Here is a 14880-nt window from a genome sequence, read left to right as displayed (position 1 = left end):
ACCAGACTCATCGACCCATCGGGACCCGCCGGAGGACACCATCCCCGGGAGGTCCCCTTGCCCCACAGGGGAACACATGCGTATTCGTGCCACCGTCGCCGCTGTTTCCGGCGCCCTGGCTCTGTCCGCTCTCGCCGTTCCGGCGGCACAGGCCGACGACGGCCGCACCTGGACGCCCGATTTCGAGCTGTCCGCGCCTCAGCAGTCCCACGGGCGGATGGCCGCCCGTGCGGTCACCGCCACCGACGACCTCAAGATCACCAAGGCCGTCGTGAACGGTGGCAAGGCCATCGTGGTGGGCACCACCGCTCCGAAGAAGGTCACCGTCGCCATCACCGCCACGGACGACTCGGGTATCGCCGACGCCAGCACGATCCTGTGGATCGGCAGCGACCTGGAGTCCGAGGACAGCTTCGGTTTCGGGCAGAACGAGGAATCCGCCAAGTGCAAGGCGGCCAACGCCACGACCTCCACCTGCACGCTGACGGTCACCGTCGATCCGGCCTGGTTGATCAACTCCGACGCCACCAGCTGGAAGGTCGGCGCGATGGTGCTCAGCAAGGACGGCCAGATCGTGCAGAAGGACGCCTTCGCCAAGGTGCGGCTCCAGCGCCTCTCCAAGCTGACCGTCAACGCCGCGCCGGAGCCCGTCAAGAAGGGCAAGACCATCACGGTCACCGGCAAGCTCTCGCGCGCCAACTGGGAGACCGGCACCTACAAGGGCTACACCGCGCAGCCCGTCAAGCTGCAGTTCCGCAAGAAGAACAGCAGCACCTACACCACCGTCAAGACCATCAAGACGAACAGCACCGGTGCGCTGAAGACCACGGCCAAGGCCTCGGTGGACGGCTACTGGCGCTACAGCTTCGCCGGCACGTCGACCACCCCGGCCGTCACGACCGCGGGTGACTTCGTCGACGTGAAGTAGGTCGCGAACCACGACGTGAAGTAACCAGCTCCCTCAGGGGCGGAAGTGGCGGCCGACCACACGCCAGGCGAATTCCAGGGCGGCCGCCGCTGCCGCCGCGACCCCCACCGCGGCCCACGGCATCGTCGTGCCCACCAGCTTCAGCGCGAAGAAGTCCTGCAGCCACGGCACCGCGAGCACGATGAGGAAGCACAGGCCCATCGTCGCCACGAGGGCGACCCGCCACCAGGTGTACGGGCGGGCGATGATCGCCAGGACCCACATGGAGACCAGGAACAGCGTGAGTGTCGCCGCGCTCGTCTCCGCGTCCAGCGCCCCCGTGCCGGCGTAGTGGTGGCGGGCGATCAGATACGTGGTGAAGGTGGCCGCCGCCGCGATGACCCCGGACGGGATCGCGTACCGCATGACCCGGCGCACGAAGTGCGGCTGGGCCCGTTCCTTGTTGGGGGCGAGCGCCAGGAAGAACGCCGGTACGCCGATCGTCAGCGTGGACAGCAGCGTGAGATGGCGTGGCAGGAACGGGTACTCGACCTGGAAGCAGACCACCAGGATCGCCAGCAGCACCGAGTAGACCGTCTTGGTCAGGAACAGGGTGGCGACCCGGGTGATGTTGCCGATGACCCGGCGGCCCTCGGCCACGACCGACGGCAGGGTCGCGAAGCTGTTGTCCATCAGCACGATCTGGGCCACCGCACGGGTCGCCTCGGAGCCCGATCCCATCGAGACCCCGATGTCGGCGTCCTTCAGCGCGAGTACGTCGTTGACCCCGTCGCCGGTCATCGCGACCGTGTGACCGCGGGACTGGAGCGCTCCGACCATGTCCCGCTTCTGCTGCGGGGTGACCCGGCCGAAGACGGCGTTGCGCTCGATCTCGGTCGCCATGTCGTCACGGTCCTCGGGAAGCCGCCGGGCGTCCACGGCGTGCTCGGCTCCCGGCATCCCCAGCTTCTGGGCCACCGCGCCGACCGAGACGGCGTTGTCGCCCGAGATCACCTTCGCGGCGACGTTCTGGTCGTCGAAGTAGGCCAGGGTCTCCCCGGCGTCGGGCCGCAGCCGCTGTTCCAGGACGACGAGCGCGGTGGGTACGGCGCCCGAGGCGGCGTCCGGCGCGTCCAGCTCGCCGCCCACCCGGGCGAGCAGCAGGACCCGCAGCCCCTGTTCGTTGAGGTGGCCGGTCTCGGTGAGGGCGGGGTCGTCGGCGGAGAGCAGCACGTCGGGGGCGCCGAGCAGCCAGGCGGACGCGGCGCCGTCGCCCTCGGTGAAGGCGGCGCCGCTGTACTTGCGGGCCGAGGAGAAGGGCATGGCCCGGGTGACGCCCCAGCCCGCGCCGTCGGGGAAGGCGTCGACGATGGCCTGGAGGCTGGGGTTGGGCCGGGGGTCGGAGGCACCGAGGGCCCCCAGGACCCGCCGCACGTAGTCCTCGTCGGAGCCGTTCAGCGCGCGTAGCTGGGTGACGTCCATGCCACCCTCGGTGAGGGTGCCGGTCTTGTCCAGGCAGACGACGTCGACCCGGGCCAGACCCTCGATGGCGGGCAGTTCCTGCACGAGGCACTGCTTGCGGCCGAGCCGGATGACCCCGATGGCGAACGCGACCGAGGTGAGCAGGACCAGGCCCTCGGGGATCATCGGGACGATGCCGCCGACCGTGCGGGCGACCGAGTCCTTGAAGTTGTTGTCCTTGACGACCAACTGGCTGATGATGAGCCCGATCGCCGTCGGCACCATCATCCACGTCACGTACGTGAGGATCGTGCTGATGCCGCTGCGGAGCTCGGACCGGACGAGGGTGAAGCGCGACGCCTCCTCGGCGAGCTGAGCGGCGTACGCCTCGCGGCCGACCTTGGTGGCGGTGAACGCGCCGCCGCCCGCGACGACGAAGCTGCCGGACATCACCGGGTCGCCGGGGTGCTTGAGCACGGGGTCGGCCTCACCGGTCAGCAGCGACTCGTCGATCTCCAGGCCCTCGGCCTCGACGACCGTGCCGTCGACGACGGCCTTGTCCCCGGGGCCCAGCTCGACCAGGTCGCCGAGGACGATCTCGGAGACGGAGACCTCGGCGGAGGCCCCGTCGCGTCGGACGGTCGGCTTCGCCTCGCCGATCACCGCGAGGTTGTCCAGCGTCTTCTTCGCGCGCCATTCCTGGATGATGCCGATGCCGGTGTTCGCGACGATCACGAAGCCGAAGAGGCTGTCCTGGATCGGCGCGACGGCCAGCATGATCACCCAGAGCACGCCGATGAGCAGGTTGAACCGGGTGAGGACGTTCGCGCGGACGATCTCGGTGACCGAGCGGGACGAGCGGACCGGTACGTCGTTGACCTCACCCCGCGCGACCCGTTCGGCGACCTCGGCAGTGGTCAGCCCGCCGGGCGGCGCGGTCGCGGGAGGGGTCCGTACGGTGTCCGGCTGCTCACCGGAGGAGTCGAGTGCCCGCTGCGTCATGAGTCCGACCGTAAGGGCGGACGGCACGGTTCACCCGCCGGGTGGCGGAGGATCAGACCGTGGGAGGACCGGAACGGTACCGGGGTCGTACGTCAGGAACGCGCGGTGCCGGACGCCGTCGGTCCGGCATCGGTGACGGCCGCCTCGGCCTGCGCCGCCGCGGCCCGCGCGATCGCGGCCTCCCGCCCCCGGACGTACCAGATGCCGATCAGGCCCAGTCCGGCTCCGGCGAGGCAGACCCAGATCCACCAGGTGTAGCCGCGGTCGTCGAACCAGCCGTAGAAGGGCACCTGCACGAGGAAGAGGACGAACCAGAGGATCGTGCCGCCGGTGATGGTGGCGACGACGGGACCCTCCAGGGGCTCGGGTGCCTCGTGCTTGGGTGTCCACTTCTGCATGCGGCCGAGTCTAGTGCCGCGGCCGGAGCGGGGTGGCGCAGGCCGGTCGGCCCATGGGTCTACGCGCGGAGATAGCGATCTTTCCCTTATGTATTCATACTGAATCTGCTTATGGGTGGCTCGATTCATTCGTGTGAACATCCAAAGATGACCATTTTCATCCCCCCGCACGACTGAAGGTCACACATGTCCTCCTCGGCCACCGCTCCGGTCGATCAGCCTCCGTCGCCCCGGCAGCCGCACGGCGTACTCGATCGCTACTTCAAGATCTCCGAGCGGGGGTCGACGGTCGCCCGCGAGGTCCGTGGCGGTTTCGCCACGTTCTTCGCCATGGCGTACATCATCGTGCTCAACCCGATCATCCTCGGCAGCGCGAAGGACATGTACGGGCACCAGCTGGACGGGGGCCAGCTCGTCACGGCCACCGTGCTGGCGGCCGCGTTCTCCACGCTGCTGATGGGCGTCATCGGCAACGTGCCGATCGCGCTCGCCGCCGGTCTCGGCGTCAACACCGTCGTCGCCCTCCAGCTCGCCCCCCGGATGAGCTGGCCGGACGCGATGGGCATGGTCGTCCTCGCGGGCATCGTCGTGATGCTGCTGGTCGCGACCGGACTGCGTGAGCGCGTGATGAACGCCGTGCCGCGCTCGCTCCGCAAGGGCATCGCGATGGGCATCGGCCTCTTCGTGCTGCTGGTCGGCCTGGTCGACTCGGGCTTCGTCTCCCGCATCCCGGACGCCGCGCACACCACGGTTCCGCTGCAGCTCGGCAGCGACGGTCACCTCAACGGCTGGCCGGTCCTGGTCTTCGTCCTCGGTGTGCTGCTGACCCTCGCGCTGATCGTCCGCAAGGTGCCGGGCGCCATCCTGCTCTCCATCGTCGTCATGACGGTCGTCGCGCTGGTCATCGAGGCGGTCGCCGAGCTGCCGGCCGGCGCCTGGGGGCTGACGGTCCCGGAGTGGCCGGGCAATCCCGTCTCCTCCCCGGACTTCGGCCTGATCGGCGAGGTGAGCCTGTTCGGCGGCTTCGAGAAGGTCGGTCTCCTGACCGGTGTGCTCTTCGTCTTCACCGTGCTGCTGTCCTGCTTCTTCGACGCGATGGGCACCATCCTCGGAGTCGGCGACGAGGCGAAGCTGATGGACAGGAACGGCAACTTCCCGGGGATCAACAAGGTCCTGCTCGTCGACGGCGTCGCCGTCGCCGCGGGTGGGGTCAGCTCCTCCTCCGCCTCGACCTGCTTCGTGGAGTCCACGGCGGGCGTGGGCGAGGGCGCCCGTACCGGGCTCGCGAGCGTCGTGAGCGGCCTGCTCTTCTCGGTGGCGCTGCTCCTGACGCCCCTGGCGACCATGGTCCCCTCGCAGGCGGCCACTCCCGCGCTGATCGCGGTCGGGTTCATGATCCTCGCGGGCAACGTGCGCGACGTGGACTGGAGCGACTACACGCTGGCCATCCCGGCGTTCCTGGCCATGCTGATGATGCCGCTCACGTACTCGATCACCAACGGCATCGGCATCGGCTGCATCGCCTTCAGCGCGATGCGCCTGGCGGCGGGCCGCGGCCGGGAGGTCCCGGCAGCCATGTACGTGGTGTCAGCGGTCTTCGTCTTCTACTACGCGATGCCGGCGCTCGGCCTCACGTAAGCGCGCCCGTCTCCGTCGGCTCCACCCCTGCGGGGCGGATCTCCCTCATGTGACCCGGTCGGCCGGGTCCCCGTGACGGGGCTCCGCCCCGTAGAACTTCTCCGTCTCGTCGACGGACGCGTGGAAGCGCTCGTCGAAATCGTCGCGGACGAGCGTCCGGACCACGTAGTCCTGGACGCTCATGCCGCGTCTGGCGGCGTGCCGGCGGAGCCGGTCGAGCAGCTCACCGTCTATGCGCAGGCTGAGCACTGTCGATCCCATGCCAAGCAGGTTCGCTCCACGCGCGGTCTTTTCGCGGCTCTTTCCGCCCCGCACTCACTCATTCGGGTGATCAGTTTCTCGCGCGTGTACCACCCGCTGGTATTTAGCATAGCTAATGAGTTACGCTAAGGAACATGCCTGACCTGATCCACGACGGCGACAGTGCCGCCGCCGTGAGCTCCCTTCGCTCCGCCGTGATGCTGCTGGGCCGGCGCCTGAAGCACCAGCGCGTCGACGAGTCGCTGAGCCCCACCGAGATGTCGGTGCTCGGCACACTCGCCCGCTGCGGTTCCGCCACCCCCGGTGAGCTGGCCCGCAAGGAGCACGTGCAGCCGCCGTCGATGACCCGCATCGTCGCGCTGCTGGAAGCCAAGGGCCTGGTCAGACTGGAACCGCACCCCGATGACCGTCGACAGAAGATGGTCAGCCGGACCGAGCAGGCGGAAGCCATGCTCGCCGAGAGCCGCGACAAGCGGAACGCCTGGCTGGCCGACCTCGCCGAGGGCCTGGACGAGGACGAGTGGGAGAAGCTGCGGGCCGCCGCGCCCGTGCTGGAGAAGCTCGCCCACCTGTGACCCGACGGGGCGCGCACGGGCTCACCGCCCGTGGCGCCCCGCAGTCACGTCCCCGTCATGTGAGAACGCCGTATACGCCCGAGGAGGCGAACTCTTTTGAGTACGGGATCCGGAGCAGACTCCGCCCCCGCACCGACTTCCACCCACGAGAGCAAGACCGGCGGGACCTTCTCGTCGCTGAAGATCCGTAACTACCGCCTGTTCGCCACGGGCGCCGTGATCTCCAACACCGGTACCTGGATGTCCCGCATCACGCAGGACTGGCTCGTCCTGAGCCTCACCGGGTCCGCCGCCGCCGTCGGTATCACCACGGCCCTCCAGTTCCTCCCGATGCTGCTCTTCGGCCTGTACGGCGGCGTCATCGCCGACCGGCTCCCGAAGCGGCGTCTGCTCATGATCAGCCAGGCGGCGCTCGGCCTGTGCGGCATCGCGCTCGCCGTCCTGACCCTCTCCGGGGTCGTGGAGGTCTGGCACGTCTACCTGATCGCCTTCCTCCTCGGCATGGTGACCGTCGTCGACAACCCGGCGCGCCAGTCCTTCGTCTCCGAGATGGTCGGCCCCGCGCAACTGCGCAACGCGGTCAGCCTGAACTCGGCGAACTTCCAGTCCGCCCGGCTCATCGGCCCCGCCGTCGCGGGTGTCCTGATCACGACGGTCGGCAGCGGCTGGGCGTTCATGCTCAACGGGCTGTCCTTCATCGCCCCGCTCATCGGCCTGGCGATGATGCGTACGAGCGAGCTCCACGCGTCCGTGACCGTCAAGCGCGCCAAGGGCCAGCTGCGCGAGGGCCTGCGCTACGTGTCCGGCAGGCCGGACCTGATCTGGCCGATCGTCCTGGTCGGCTTCGTCGGCACGTTCGGATTCAACTTCCCGATCTTCCTGACGGCCTTCGCGGACGAGATCTTCCACGGCGACGCCGGGATGTACTCCTTCTTCAACATCCTGATGGCGGCCGGCTCCCTCGTGGGTGCCCTGCTCGCCGCCCGCCGCCGCTCCTCGCGGCTGCGGATGCTGGTGGCCGCGGGCACGCTGTTCGGCCTGCTGGAGATCGCCGCCGCCCTGTCCCCGTCCGTCTGGCTGTTCTCACTGCTGCTGGTCCCGATCGGCATGATCGGTCTGACGACCAACATCAGCGCCAACACGAGCGTCCAGATGGCCTCGGACCCGGAGATGCGGGGCCGTGTGATGAGCCTCTACATGATGGTCTTCGCCGGGGGTACGCCGGTGGGCGCCCCGATCGTCGGCTGGATCAGCGACGCCTACGGCGCGCGCGTCGGCATGGCGGCCGGCGGGGCGATCTCGATGGTGGCGGCACTGGGCGTCGGCTTCATGCTGACGCGCGTCGGCGGCCTGCGCCTCAAGGTGGACCTGCGTCCGGGCCACCCGCACGTGCGCATAGTCCCGCGCGAGCAGCTGGCCACGGCGGCCTGAACCCCGTCCCGCCCGAAGCCGCCCTCTCCGTCTCCACGGAGAGGGCGGCTTCCGCGATGGACAGGCCAGGCCCGCAGGGCACGCCGGGACACCCGCCGCACGATCGGCGCCGGTACGGGGCGGTACGAGGTGGTGCGGGCCTGGGCCTGGCCGCCGGTCCGGTGAGCGGGGCGGTTACGCTCGTCGGGTGGACCCGAAGACCAGAAACCGCATCATGGCGGCCGTACTCGTGCTGATGTTCGTCGTCGTGGCGGCGGCCTCCGCCCTCGGGGGCTGAACCCGGGAGCGAAGGCCGCACGCGCGCCGCGTGGCTACCAGGCGAAGTTCTCCGGCGACGGGCCCGGCCCCGGGAAGATCTCGTCCAGGGCCGACAGCACCTCGTCCGACAGCTCCAGCTCCACCGCGCGCAGCGCCGAGTCGAGCTGCTCGCGCGTGCGCGGTCCGGAGATCGGCCCGGTGACGCCCGGCCGGGTCAGCAGCCAGGCCAGACCGGCCTCGCCGGGTTCCAGGCCGTGCTTCTCCAGCAGGTCCTCGTACGCCTGGATCTGCGCCCGCACCTTCGGGTCGGCCAGCGCCTCGCCCGAGCGGCCGGACGTGGACCGGGCGCCCCCGCCGTCGCGCTCCTTGCGGATCGCGCCGCCGAGCAGCCCGCCGTGCAGCGGCGACCAGGGGATGACCCCGAGGCCGTACTCCTGGGCGGCCGGGATGACCTCCATCTCGGCGCCGCGTTCCATCAGGTTGTAGATGCACTGCTCGCTGACCAGGCCGTAGCTGCCCCGCTGCCGGGCCCGCTCGTTGGCCTGGGCGATCTTGTAGCCCGAGAAGTTGGACGAGCCCGCGTACAGGATCTTGCCCTGCTGGATCAGTACGTCGATGGCCTGCCAGATCTCGTCGATCGGGGTGTCCCGGTCGACGTGGTGGAACTGGTAGAGGTCGATGTGGTCCGTCTGCAGCCGCTTGAGGCTGGCGTCGACGGCGCGGCGGATGTTCAGGGCGGACAGCTTGTCGTGGTTGGGCCACGCCTCGCCGTCGGCGCCCATGTTGCCGTAGACCTTGGTGGCGAGGACGACCTTGTCACGGCGGTCGCCGCCCTGCGCGAACCACGTGCCGAGGATCTCCTCGGTGCGGCCCTTGTTCTCGCCCCAGCCGTAGACGTTCGCCGTGTCGAAGAAGTTGACGCCCGCCTCCAGGGCGGCGTCCATGAGTGCGTGGCTGTCGCTCTCGTTGGTCTGGGGGCCGAAGTTCATCGTCCCCAGCACGAGGCGGCTGACCTTGAGTCCGGTGCGTCCGAGCTGCGTGTACTTCATGGAGCCCAAGCCAATCCCTTCGAGCGCGCTCGAAGCAAGGGTGCTCCCTGGCGCGCCGTCCGGACGATCCGCCGAGGGCTGCTTACGGGCCGACGGGCAGGCGGCGCTTGTGATCGGTGAGACGGTAGCGGCTGACGATCGTGTCGAAGGTCTGCTCGTCCACCGGCTTGCCCTCCAGGAAGTCGTCGATGGCGTCGTACGTGACCCCGAGCGCCTGCTCGTCCGCCTTGCCCGGGTCCAGCGTCTCCAGGTCGGCCGTCGGCACCTTGCCGACCAGTTCGGCGGGGGCGCCCAGCGCCGCCGCGACGGCGCGCACCCGGCGCTTGGTCAGGCCGGTCAGCGGGACCAGGTCGGCGGCGCCGTCCCCGAACTTGGTGAAGAAGCCGGAGACCGCCTCGGCCGCGTGATCCGTGCCGACGACGAGTCCGTCGTGCGCACCCGCCACCGCGTACTGCGCGATCATGCGCTGCCGGGCCTTGACGTTGCCGAGCACGAAGTCCTGGTGGTGCTGGTCGCGGAAGGCCACGTCGCCGGCGAGCAGGGACTCCCGCGTCGCGTCCGTCGCGGGCTTGATGTCCACGGTCAGCACCTGGTCGGCCTGGATGAAGGACAGGGCGAGCTGGGCGTCGTGCTCGTCGGCCTGGACCCCGTAGGGGAGCCGCATCGCGTGGAACCGGGCCTCGTGGCCCGCCGCCCTGGCGCGCTCGACCGCGAGCTGGCACAGCCGGCCCGCGGTGGTGGAGTCCACGCCTCCGCTGATGCCGAGCACCAGGGAACGCAGACCCGTCGAGGTCAGCCGCTCGGCGAGGAAGGCCACCCGGCGCTCGATCTCCTGGTGGGCGTCGAAGGTCTCCGCGACCTCCAGCTCCCGGGCGATCTCCTGCTGCACGACGATGTTCGCCGGCTCGCTCACGTCTGCTCCTCGGTCCGGTCCACGATGCGCTGTCGCGCCCACCCTACCCAGGGCCGATACGAGTGCCGCCGGGGCCGTCAGCCCTTGACGGCCACGTGGTACGCGGTCGCCCACAGCGTCACCGCTGAGGCCAGACCCACCACGGCGCGCACGCTCCCGTCGGACAGGCCGACCGCGATCAGTGCGAACCCGAGGACCGCGACGGCGGTCATCAGCGCGGCCGTCCCCTTGTACTGCCACTGGTCGTAGAGGCGGGCGAGCGGGACGAAGTGCAGGCCGACCACCAGCGCGATGGCGGGCGGGACGAACGCCGGGTGGCCCGAGGCGTTGGACACGGCGATCACGGCGAAGATCGCCGCGACTTCGGCGATGTTGACCACGCCGACCGAACGCTCCCAGCGCTCCGGCAGGTCGACCGTGCGTGGCGAGGGGGCGGCGCCTGCGCGGTAGGCGAGGAGGACCGCCGCCGCCGAGACCGGTACGGCGACGATGCCGACGGCCAGGGCCGCGCCGGAGGACGCCAGTCCGGACGCCCCGGCGAAGGCCCAGACGAGGGCGAACACCGACAGCACGACGGTGCCCCGGCGGCGCAGAGTCCGGGTGAGTGCGACGCAGGTGGCGTCCTGGGCCGGGGGCGACGGCTGGATCATGCGGCGAGAGTACTGCCGGAACCAGGCCCTCCCGGCGGGTTCGGACCGCCGGAAGGAGGTCTCCACTTGCGGAGGCATTCCGTCCGCCCGGCCCCGACCCGACCCGACCCGCCCGTTTCGGTGCACGGGCACGAGACGGACGCCGCCAACTCGATCCGGCCTGACCCGGTTCGGGATCAGGCACTGCGGTCTCCACGGGCTCCACCGACTCGTGGCCGCCGAACGCCGTGACCACCACAGCACGCATATCGATCACGCCTCCGGAGCGGTGCGGGTTCCTCCCGCCCGCAAACCCAGGAAGAGTTACTCTCTCCTGGTAAGTACGGACTTCGAGATGCGTAGGCCACCCACGGGCAGGACCGGAGGCACACCGCTCATGGCAACCGTGACCCCGTCCGTTCCCGTGCGCGTGGACTACGGGTCGGCCGAGCGACACGACGAGGAGGCCGAGGCGTGAACGCGGTCCCGCGGGTACTGACGGTGCTGGACGGGCTCCTCGCCTCCGCCGCTCCAGGTGAGCGCGGCGCGCTCTGGCATCTCGCCGAGCAGGAAAGGGAGTTGGACGCCAACCTCGTCCGACTGCCGCCGGGCGCCGGGGTGGGCGAGCACCAGGAGGACGTCCTCGACGTCCTCCTCGTCGTCCTCGCGGGCTCCGGCAGCCTGCGTACGGGCGCCGGGGGCACCCTGGATCTCGTCCCGACGACCGTCACCTGGCTGCCCCGGACCTCGCGCCGGGCCCTGGAGGCGGGGCCGGAGGGGCTGACGTACTTCACGGTGCACCGCCGCCGCCCCGGGCTGACGATCGGGCCCGCCGTCCGGGCTCCCGCGCACGAGGGCGGTGAGGCCCCCTGCATGCTGGATCTGGTGTGCCCGGCCTGCGGTCGGTTGTCCGCCGACCGGGTGCCCGCCTACTGCAGCGCGTGCGGGGAGCCGTTCCCGGAGCGCTGACGGGCGGGGCCGGCCGCCGGTGCCCCGCCCGGCTCGTGTCGGCCGCCCGTGTCGGCCCGCTCAGGCCAGGGAGAGGAACAGCTTCTCCAGACGGGCGCGCATCCGGTCCTTGTCGGCGGGCGTCCGCCCCTCGTCGGCCAGGCACTGCTCCAGCCCGGTGGCGATGATGGAGAACCCCGCACGGTCCAGGGCCCGCGAGGCGGCGGCGAGCTGGGTCACCGCGTCCTCGCAGTCCCTGCCCTCCTCGATCATCTTGATGACCCCGGCGATCTGCCCCTGGGCCCGGCGCAGCCGGTTGAGGACGGACTGCAACTCGTCCGGCGCCATGTCGAGTTGCATGGTTCCTCCCGTGTCGGACGCATACCGGTCGTGCGTACCCACTTGTCCGCGGTGTATACCCCGTGGGGTATGTGGACAGGGTGCTTCCCCCTGCGCCAGGTGCACTCAGCGCCACCCTGAACTCCGGGGCATACGCCCCATGTGCTGACCCGCTCCCGTCCGTAGCGTCGTCCACGTGGCGCAGAGTGCGCCCGACGAGCAGAGGGTGATGACGATGTTCGATCGCGAACGGCAGCCCACGACCCGGGCGGCCGAGGCCCTGCGGCTGGTCTCGGTGAGCAAGGTGTACGGAACCGGGGACAGCGCCGTGACCGCCCTGGACGGGGTGACCCTGAGCCTGCCGAAGGGGAGCTTCACCGCGGTCATGGGACCCTCCGGTTCCGGGAAGTCCACGCTGCTCCAGTGCGCAGCCGGCCTGGACCGCCCCGACCGGGGACAGATCCTCGTGGACGGCGAGGAGATGAGCGCCGGCGGCGAGGCCGCGCGCACGAAGTTCCGGCGGGACCGGATCGGCTTCGTCTTCCAGCAGTACAACCTGCTGCCCACCCTGACCGTCGAGGAGAACACCGCGCTGCCGCTCCGGCTGGCCGGCCGCAAGGCCGACCCGAGGAGCATCCGCGCGGTCCTCACCCAGGTGGGACTCGGCGAGCGTCTCGGCCACTTCCCCGACGAACTCTCCGGTGGCCAGCGCCAGCGCGTCGCGATCGCCCGCGCCCTGGTCACCCGGCCGGGGGTGGTCTTCGCCGACGAACCGACCGGCGCCCTGGACACGCGCAGCGCACGCGATGTGCTGACGCTGCTGAAGGAGAGCGTCGCTCTGCACGGCAGCACCGTCGTGCTCGTCACCCACGACCCCGTCGCCGCCTCGTACGCCGACTCGGTGCTCTTCCTCGCTGACGGACGGCTGGCAGGCAACCTCTCCGCTCCCACCGCCGAGGCCGTCGCGGAACGCATGACGCACCTCGGGGACCGTGTGTCCCACAGCCCGTTGACGGAGGTGTGACAGCCGTGCTGTTCCTGGCCATGCGCTCGGTCCGTAAGCGCCCCGGGCGCTTCCTCGCCACCCTGCTCTCGGCGTTCCTCGGCGCCGCGATCGTCATGACGTTCAGCTCCCTGCACGACACGGCGGCGGCTCCCGGGGTCGACGACGTCAGCTCGGAGTCCATGACCGTCTCCGCGAGCGTCGTCGGCGGATACGGCTCCCTCCTCGTCTTCTTCGCCATCGCCTCCACGCTCACCGTCAGCGTCCGCCAACGTGCCGAGGAGATCCGTCTGCTGCGCTGCACCGGGGCCACCCCCGGCCAGATCACTCGCATGGTCGTCGGCGAGTCCGCCGTGGTCGCCCTCGCCGGCGCGGTACTCGCCACCGGTCCCGCCGTGCTCGGCGGACGCCTCCTGCTCGACCTGTTCAAGGACAGCGGCCAGGTCGCCCCGCACGTCGATCCGGCCTTCGGCGTGATGGCGCTGGGCTCGGGCTTCGGCATCGCGGTCCTCGCCTCCGTCGGCGCCGCGTTCCTCGCCGTACGCCGCGCCACCGTGACCGCCGCCGGAAAGCGCGGCCCGTCCGTGGGCCGGGGCCGCACCCTGGCGGGCTGCGCCGCGCTGGTGGCCGGGGCCGGGGGGATCCTGACCACGTACGCCGTCGACGGCACGAACGAGATGCTGATGGCGTTTCCCGCGTACGGGGCCGTCCTGCTCTCCGTAGGCTTCGCGGTCCTCGCCCCGTCCCTGCTGGGCCGGCTCCTGGAGGTGCTGCGAGGCCCGCTCGCGGCGGTCGGCGGTGCGAGCGGTTACCTGAGCGCCCACAACCTGCGGCGCCGCGGAGCGGAACTGGCCGGCGTACTGATGCCGATGATCATCTTCACCGGCATGGCCACCGCCACCCTCTACATCCAGGCGGTGGAGAGCGACTGGGTCGCGGCGTCCGGCCTCGCCAAGACCGTCGACGACAAGAACGTGGAGACCCTCAACCTCGTCGTCGTCGGCATCATCGTCGTCTTCTCCTGCATCATGCTCGTCAACAGCCTGTACGCCGCCACCTCCTACCGCAGCGGCGAGTTCGGCCGGCAGCGCCTCGCCGGGGCGACACCGGGCCAGGTCCTGGGCGTCGTCGGCTGGGAAGCGGTGATCCTCACGCTGACCGGTCTGGTCCTGGGCACCGTCGCGGGGATCGCGGGCATCATCCCCTTCACGATGGTCCGCACCGACCAGGTCCTGCCCGACGAGGGGCCCGTGACCTGGCTGGCCGTCATGGCCATCGCCACCGTGGCCACCCTCTCCACGAGCATCGGGACGGCACGCAGGACACTCCGCACACCGGCCATCGACGCCGTCACCGTGGGCGCGTGACCGCGTTCCCGGCCGTCCTACGCCTTGCGGACGAGCAGGTGAACCTCCTGGAACTGCCGCAGGTCCGTGGGCTGAGGCGCACGCACGGTCCGGGCCACCTCGGTCAGCCCCGATGAGCGGAGCAGCGCGGCGAGGTGATCGGGCGACCACCGATAGGCCAGGGCGACCGCGTGATCGAAGGACTGCGTCGGCCAGGAAGGGCCGTCGGTCGCCGAGAAGCCGATCAGGAGGTGTCCGCCCGGTGCCAGCACCCGATGGAACTCCCGCAGGATGTCGGGCAGTTCGGGCGGCGGCGTGTGGATGACGGACCAGCGGGCGAGCACGCCGCCCAGCACGCCGTCGGCGATGTCCAACGAGGCCATCGAGCCCACGTCGAACCGCAGACCCGGGTAGGCGTGCCGAGCCAGCTCGACCATCTCGGTCGAGGTGTCGACACCGAACGCCGCCAGCCCCAGCTCGTCCAGGTGGGCGGTGACATGGCCGGGCCCGCACCCCAGGTCCGCGACCCGGCCTTCCCCACCCGCCCGTACGGCCTCGGCGAAGACGCCCAGGATCGCGCGGTCCAGGGGGCTGTCGCGCAGCGAGTCGCGGAAGAGCTGCGCGTAGGTGGCGGCAGCGGCGTCGTACGCGTCACGGGTGGTGCTGAGGGCATCGTGGTCGACCATGCGCGCGAGGGTAGTTCCTGGTCGAGGGTGAGAGCC

The 14880-nt window shown here is 70.6% G+C and carries 16 protein-coding genes; 8 read left to right on the top strand and 8 right to left on the bottom strand.

Going from position 1 to position 14880, the window contains the following annotated elements; translation table 11 throughout:
* The first annotated feature begins 76 nt into the window (after positions 1-76).
* Positions 77-928, top strand: coding sequence for a DUF5707 domain-containing protein (locus tag ABT001_RS05270; protein WP_351272643.1), 852 nt, complete (start codon positions 77-79; stop codon positions 926-928).
* A gap of 33 nt (positions 929-961) precedes the next feature.
* Here ABT001_RS05270 and ABT001_RS05265 read toward each other — a convergent pair whose 3' ends face one another.
* Both ABT001_RS05265 and ABT001_RS05260 read right to left on the bottom strand, forming a co-directional pair.
* Positions 962-3370 (bottom strand): HAD-IC family P-type ATPase, encoded by a 2409-nt coding sequence (locus ABT001_RS05265; protein WP_351272640.1) that lies wholly within the window; start codon positions 3368-3370, stop codon positions 962-964.
* A 92-nt stretch (positions 3371-3462) separates the two neighbouring features.
* Positions 3463-3768: a DUF2530 domain-containing protein gene (locus ABT001_RS05260; RefSeq protein WP_351272637.1), complete on the bottom strand. Its 306-nt coding sequence runs from the start codon at positions 3766-3768 to the stop codon at positions 3463-3465.
* 186 nt (positions 3769-3954) lie between these two features.
* Here ABT001_RS05260 and ABT001_RS05255 point away from each other — a divergent pair, with 186 nt between their 5' ends.
* Positions 3955-5406, top strand: coding sequence for an NCS2 family permease (locus tag ABT001_RS05255; protein WP_351272635.1), 1452 nt, complete (start codon positions 3955-3957; stop codon positions 5404-5406).
* A gap of 45 nt (positions 5407-5451) precedes the next feature.
* Here the strand turns inward: ABT001_RS05255 and ABT001_RS05250 are convergent, their stop codons facing one another.
* Positions 5452-5667, bottom strand: a complete 216-nt coding sequence (locus ABT001_RS05250) for a hypothetical protein (protein ID WP_351272632.1) — start codon at positions 5665-5667, stop codon at positions 5452-5454.
* Positions 5668-5801: 134 nt separating this feature from the next.
* Between ABT001_RS05250 and ABT001_RS05245 the strand changes: the two genes are divergently transcribed.
* Entirely contained in the window at positions 5802-6242 is a 441-nt protein-coding gene (locus ABT001_RS05245) for a MarR family winged helix-turn-helix transcriptional regulator (RefSeq protein WP_351272629.1), read from the top strand.
* 96 nt (positions 6243-6338) lie between these two features.
* The gene (locus ABT001_RS05240; protein ID WP_351272626.1) at positions 6339-7673 is read left to right on the top strand and encodes an MFS transporter; all 1335 of its coding nucleotides are present in this window, start codon (positions 6339-6341) and stop codon (positions 7671-7673) included.
* 311 nt (positions 7674-7984) lie between these two features.
* Here ABT001_RS05240 and ABT001_RS05235 read toward each other — a convergent pair whose 3' ends face one another.
* From ABT001_RS05235 to ABT001_RS05225, 3 genes are all read right to left on the bottom strand, one after another.
* Complete coding sequence (locus ABT001_RS05235; protein WP_351272623.1) at positions 7985-8980, bottom strand: aldo/keto reductase; 996 nt, start codon at positions 8978-8980, stop codon at positions 7985-7987.
* 82 nt (positions 8981-9062) lie between these two features.
* The gene (gene nadE / locus ABT001_RS05230; protein ID WP_351272621.1) at positions 9063-9893 is read right to left on the bottom strand and encodes an NAD(+) synthase; all 831 of its coding nucleotides are present in this window, start codon (positions 9891-9893) and stop codon (positions 9063-9065) included.
* A gap of 77 nt (positions 9894-9970) precedes the next feature.
* Entirely contained in the window at positions 9971-10543 is a 573-nt protein-coding gene (locus tag ABT001_RS05225) for a hypothetical protein (RefSeq protein ID WP_351272618.1), read from the bottom strand.
* Between the two features lie 334 nt (positions 10544-10877).
* Between ABT001_RS05225 and ABT001_RS05220 the strand changes: the two genes are divergently transcribed.
* Both ABT001_RS05220 and ABT001_RS05215 read left to right on the top strand, forming a co-directional pair.
* Positions 10878-11000, top strand: a complete 123-nt coding sequence (locus ABT001_RS05220; protein WP_351272615.1) for a hypothetical protein — start codon at positions 10878-10880, stop codon at positions 10998-11000.
* Entirely contained in the window at positions 10997-11491 is a 495-nt protein-coding gene (locus ABT001_RS05215) for a hypothetical protein (RefSeq protein ID WP_351272612.1), read from the top strand. The genes ABT001_RS05220 and ABT001_RS05215 overlap by 4 nt, the downstream gene beginning before the upstream one ends.
* 60 nt (positions 11492-11551) lie before the next feature.
* Here the strand turns inward: ABT001_RS05215 and ABT001_RS05210 are convergent, their stop codons facing one another.
* The gene (locus ABT001_RS05210) at positions 11552-11830 is read right to left on the bottom strand and encodes a metal-sensitive transcriptional regulator (protein WP_351272609.1); all 279 of its coding nucleotides are present in this window, start codon (positions 11828-11830) and stop codon (positions 11552-11554) included.
* A 208-nt stretch (positions 11831-12038) separates the two neighbouring features.
* Here ABT001_RS05210 and ABT001_RS05205 point away from each other — a divergent pair, with 208 nt between their 5' ends.
* Both ABT001_RS05205 and ABT001_RS05200 read left to right on the top strand, forming a co-directional pair.
* Complete coding sequence (locus ABT001_RS05205) at positions 12039-12833, top strand: ABC transporter ATP-binding protein (RefSeq protein WP_351273062.1); 795 nt, start codon at positions 12039-12041, stop codon at positions 12831-12833.
* Between the two features lie 5 nt (positions 12834-12838).
* Positions 12839-14179 carry an FtsX-like permease family protein gene (locus ABT001_RS05200; RefSeq protein ID WP_351273060.1) on the top strand — a complete coding sequence of 447 codons (1341 nt, stop codon included), beginning with the start codon at positions 12839-12841 and terminating at the stop codon, positions 14177-14179.
* A 17-nt stretch (positions 14180-14196) separates the two neighbouring features.
* Here ABT001_RS05200 and ABT001_RS05195 read toward each other — a convergent pair whose 3' ends face one another.
* The gene (locus tag ABT001_RS05195; RefSeq protein ID WP_351272607.1) at positions 14197-14844 is read right to left on the bottom strand and encodes a class I SAM-dependent methyltransferase; all 648 of its coding nucleotides are present in this window, start codon (positions 14842-14844) and stop codon (positions 14197-14199) included.
* Positions 14845-14880 lie beyond the last annotated feature (36 nt).

Origin of the sequence: Streptomyces sp. NPDC002793, assembly GCF_040295485.1 — a bacterium.
Classification (GTDB): Bacteria; Actinomycetota; Actinomycetes; order Streptomycetales; family Streptomycetaceae; genus Streptomyces.
This window is presented reverse-complemented; position numbering and strand designations above follow the sequence as displayed.

Excerpts from the sequence above, each read along its gene's own strand:
- ABT001_RS05270 (WP_351272643.1), top strand. The coding sequence starts at position 77 with ATGCGTATTCGTGCCACCGTCGCCGCTGTTTCCGGCGCCCTGGCTCTG.
- ABT001_RS05265 (WP_351272640.1), bottom strand. The coding sequence starts at position 3,370 with ATGACGCAGCGGGCACTCGACTCCTCCGGTGAGCAGCCGGACACCGTA.
- ABT001_RS05260 (WP_351272637.1), bottom strand. The coding sequence starts at position 3,768 with ATGCAGAAGTGGACACCCAAGCACGAGGCACCCGAGCCCCTGGAGGGT.
- ABT001_RS05255 (WP_351272635.1), top strand. The coding sequence starts at position 3,955 with ATGTCCTCCTCGGCCACCGCTCCGGTCGATCAGCCTCCGTCGCCCCGG.
- ABT001_RS05250 (WP_351272632.1), bottom strand. The coding sequence starts at position 5,667 with ATGGGATCGACAGTGCTCAGCCTGCGCATAGACGGTGAGCTGCTCGAC.
- ABT001_RS05245 (WP_351272629.1), top strand. The coding sequence starts at position 5,802 with ATGCCTGACCTGATCCACGACGGCGACAGTGCCGCCGCCGTGAGCTCC.
- ABT001_RS05235 (WP_351272623.1), bottom strand. The coding sequence starts at position 8,980 with ATGAAGTACACGCAGCTCGGACGCACCGGACTCAAGGTCAGCCGCCTC.
- ABT001_RS05225 (WP_351272618.1), bottom strand. The coding sequence starts at position 10,543 with ATGATCCAGCCGTCGCCCCCGGCCCAGGACGCCACCTGCGTCGCACTC.
- ABT001_RS05220 (WP_351272615.1), top strand. The coding sequence starts at position 10,878 with ATGCGTAGGCCACCCACGGGCAGGACCGGAGGCACACCGCTCATGGCA.
- ABT001_RS05210 (WP_351272609.1), bottom strand. The coding sequence starts at position 11,830 with ATGCAACTCGACATGGCGCCGGACGAGTTGCAGTCCGTCCTCAACCGG.
- ABT001_RS05205 (WP_351273062.1), top strand. The coding sequence starts at position 12,039 with ATGACGATGTTCGATCGCGAACGGCAGCCCACGACCCGGGCGGCCGAG.
- ABT001_RS05195 (WP_351272607.1), bottom strand. The coding sequence starts at position 14,844 with ATGGTCGACCACGATGCCCTCAGCACCACCCGTGACGCGTACGACGCC.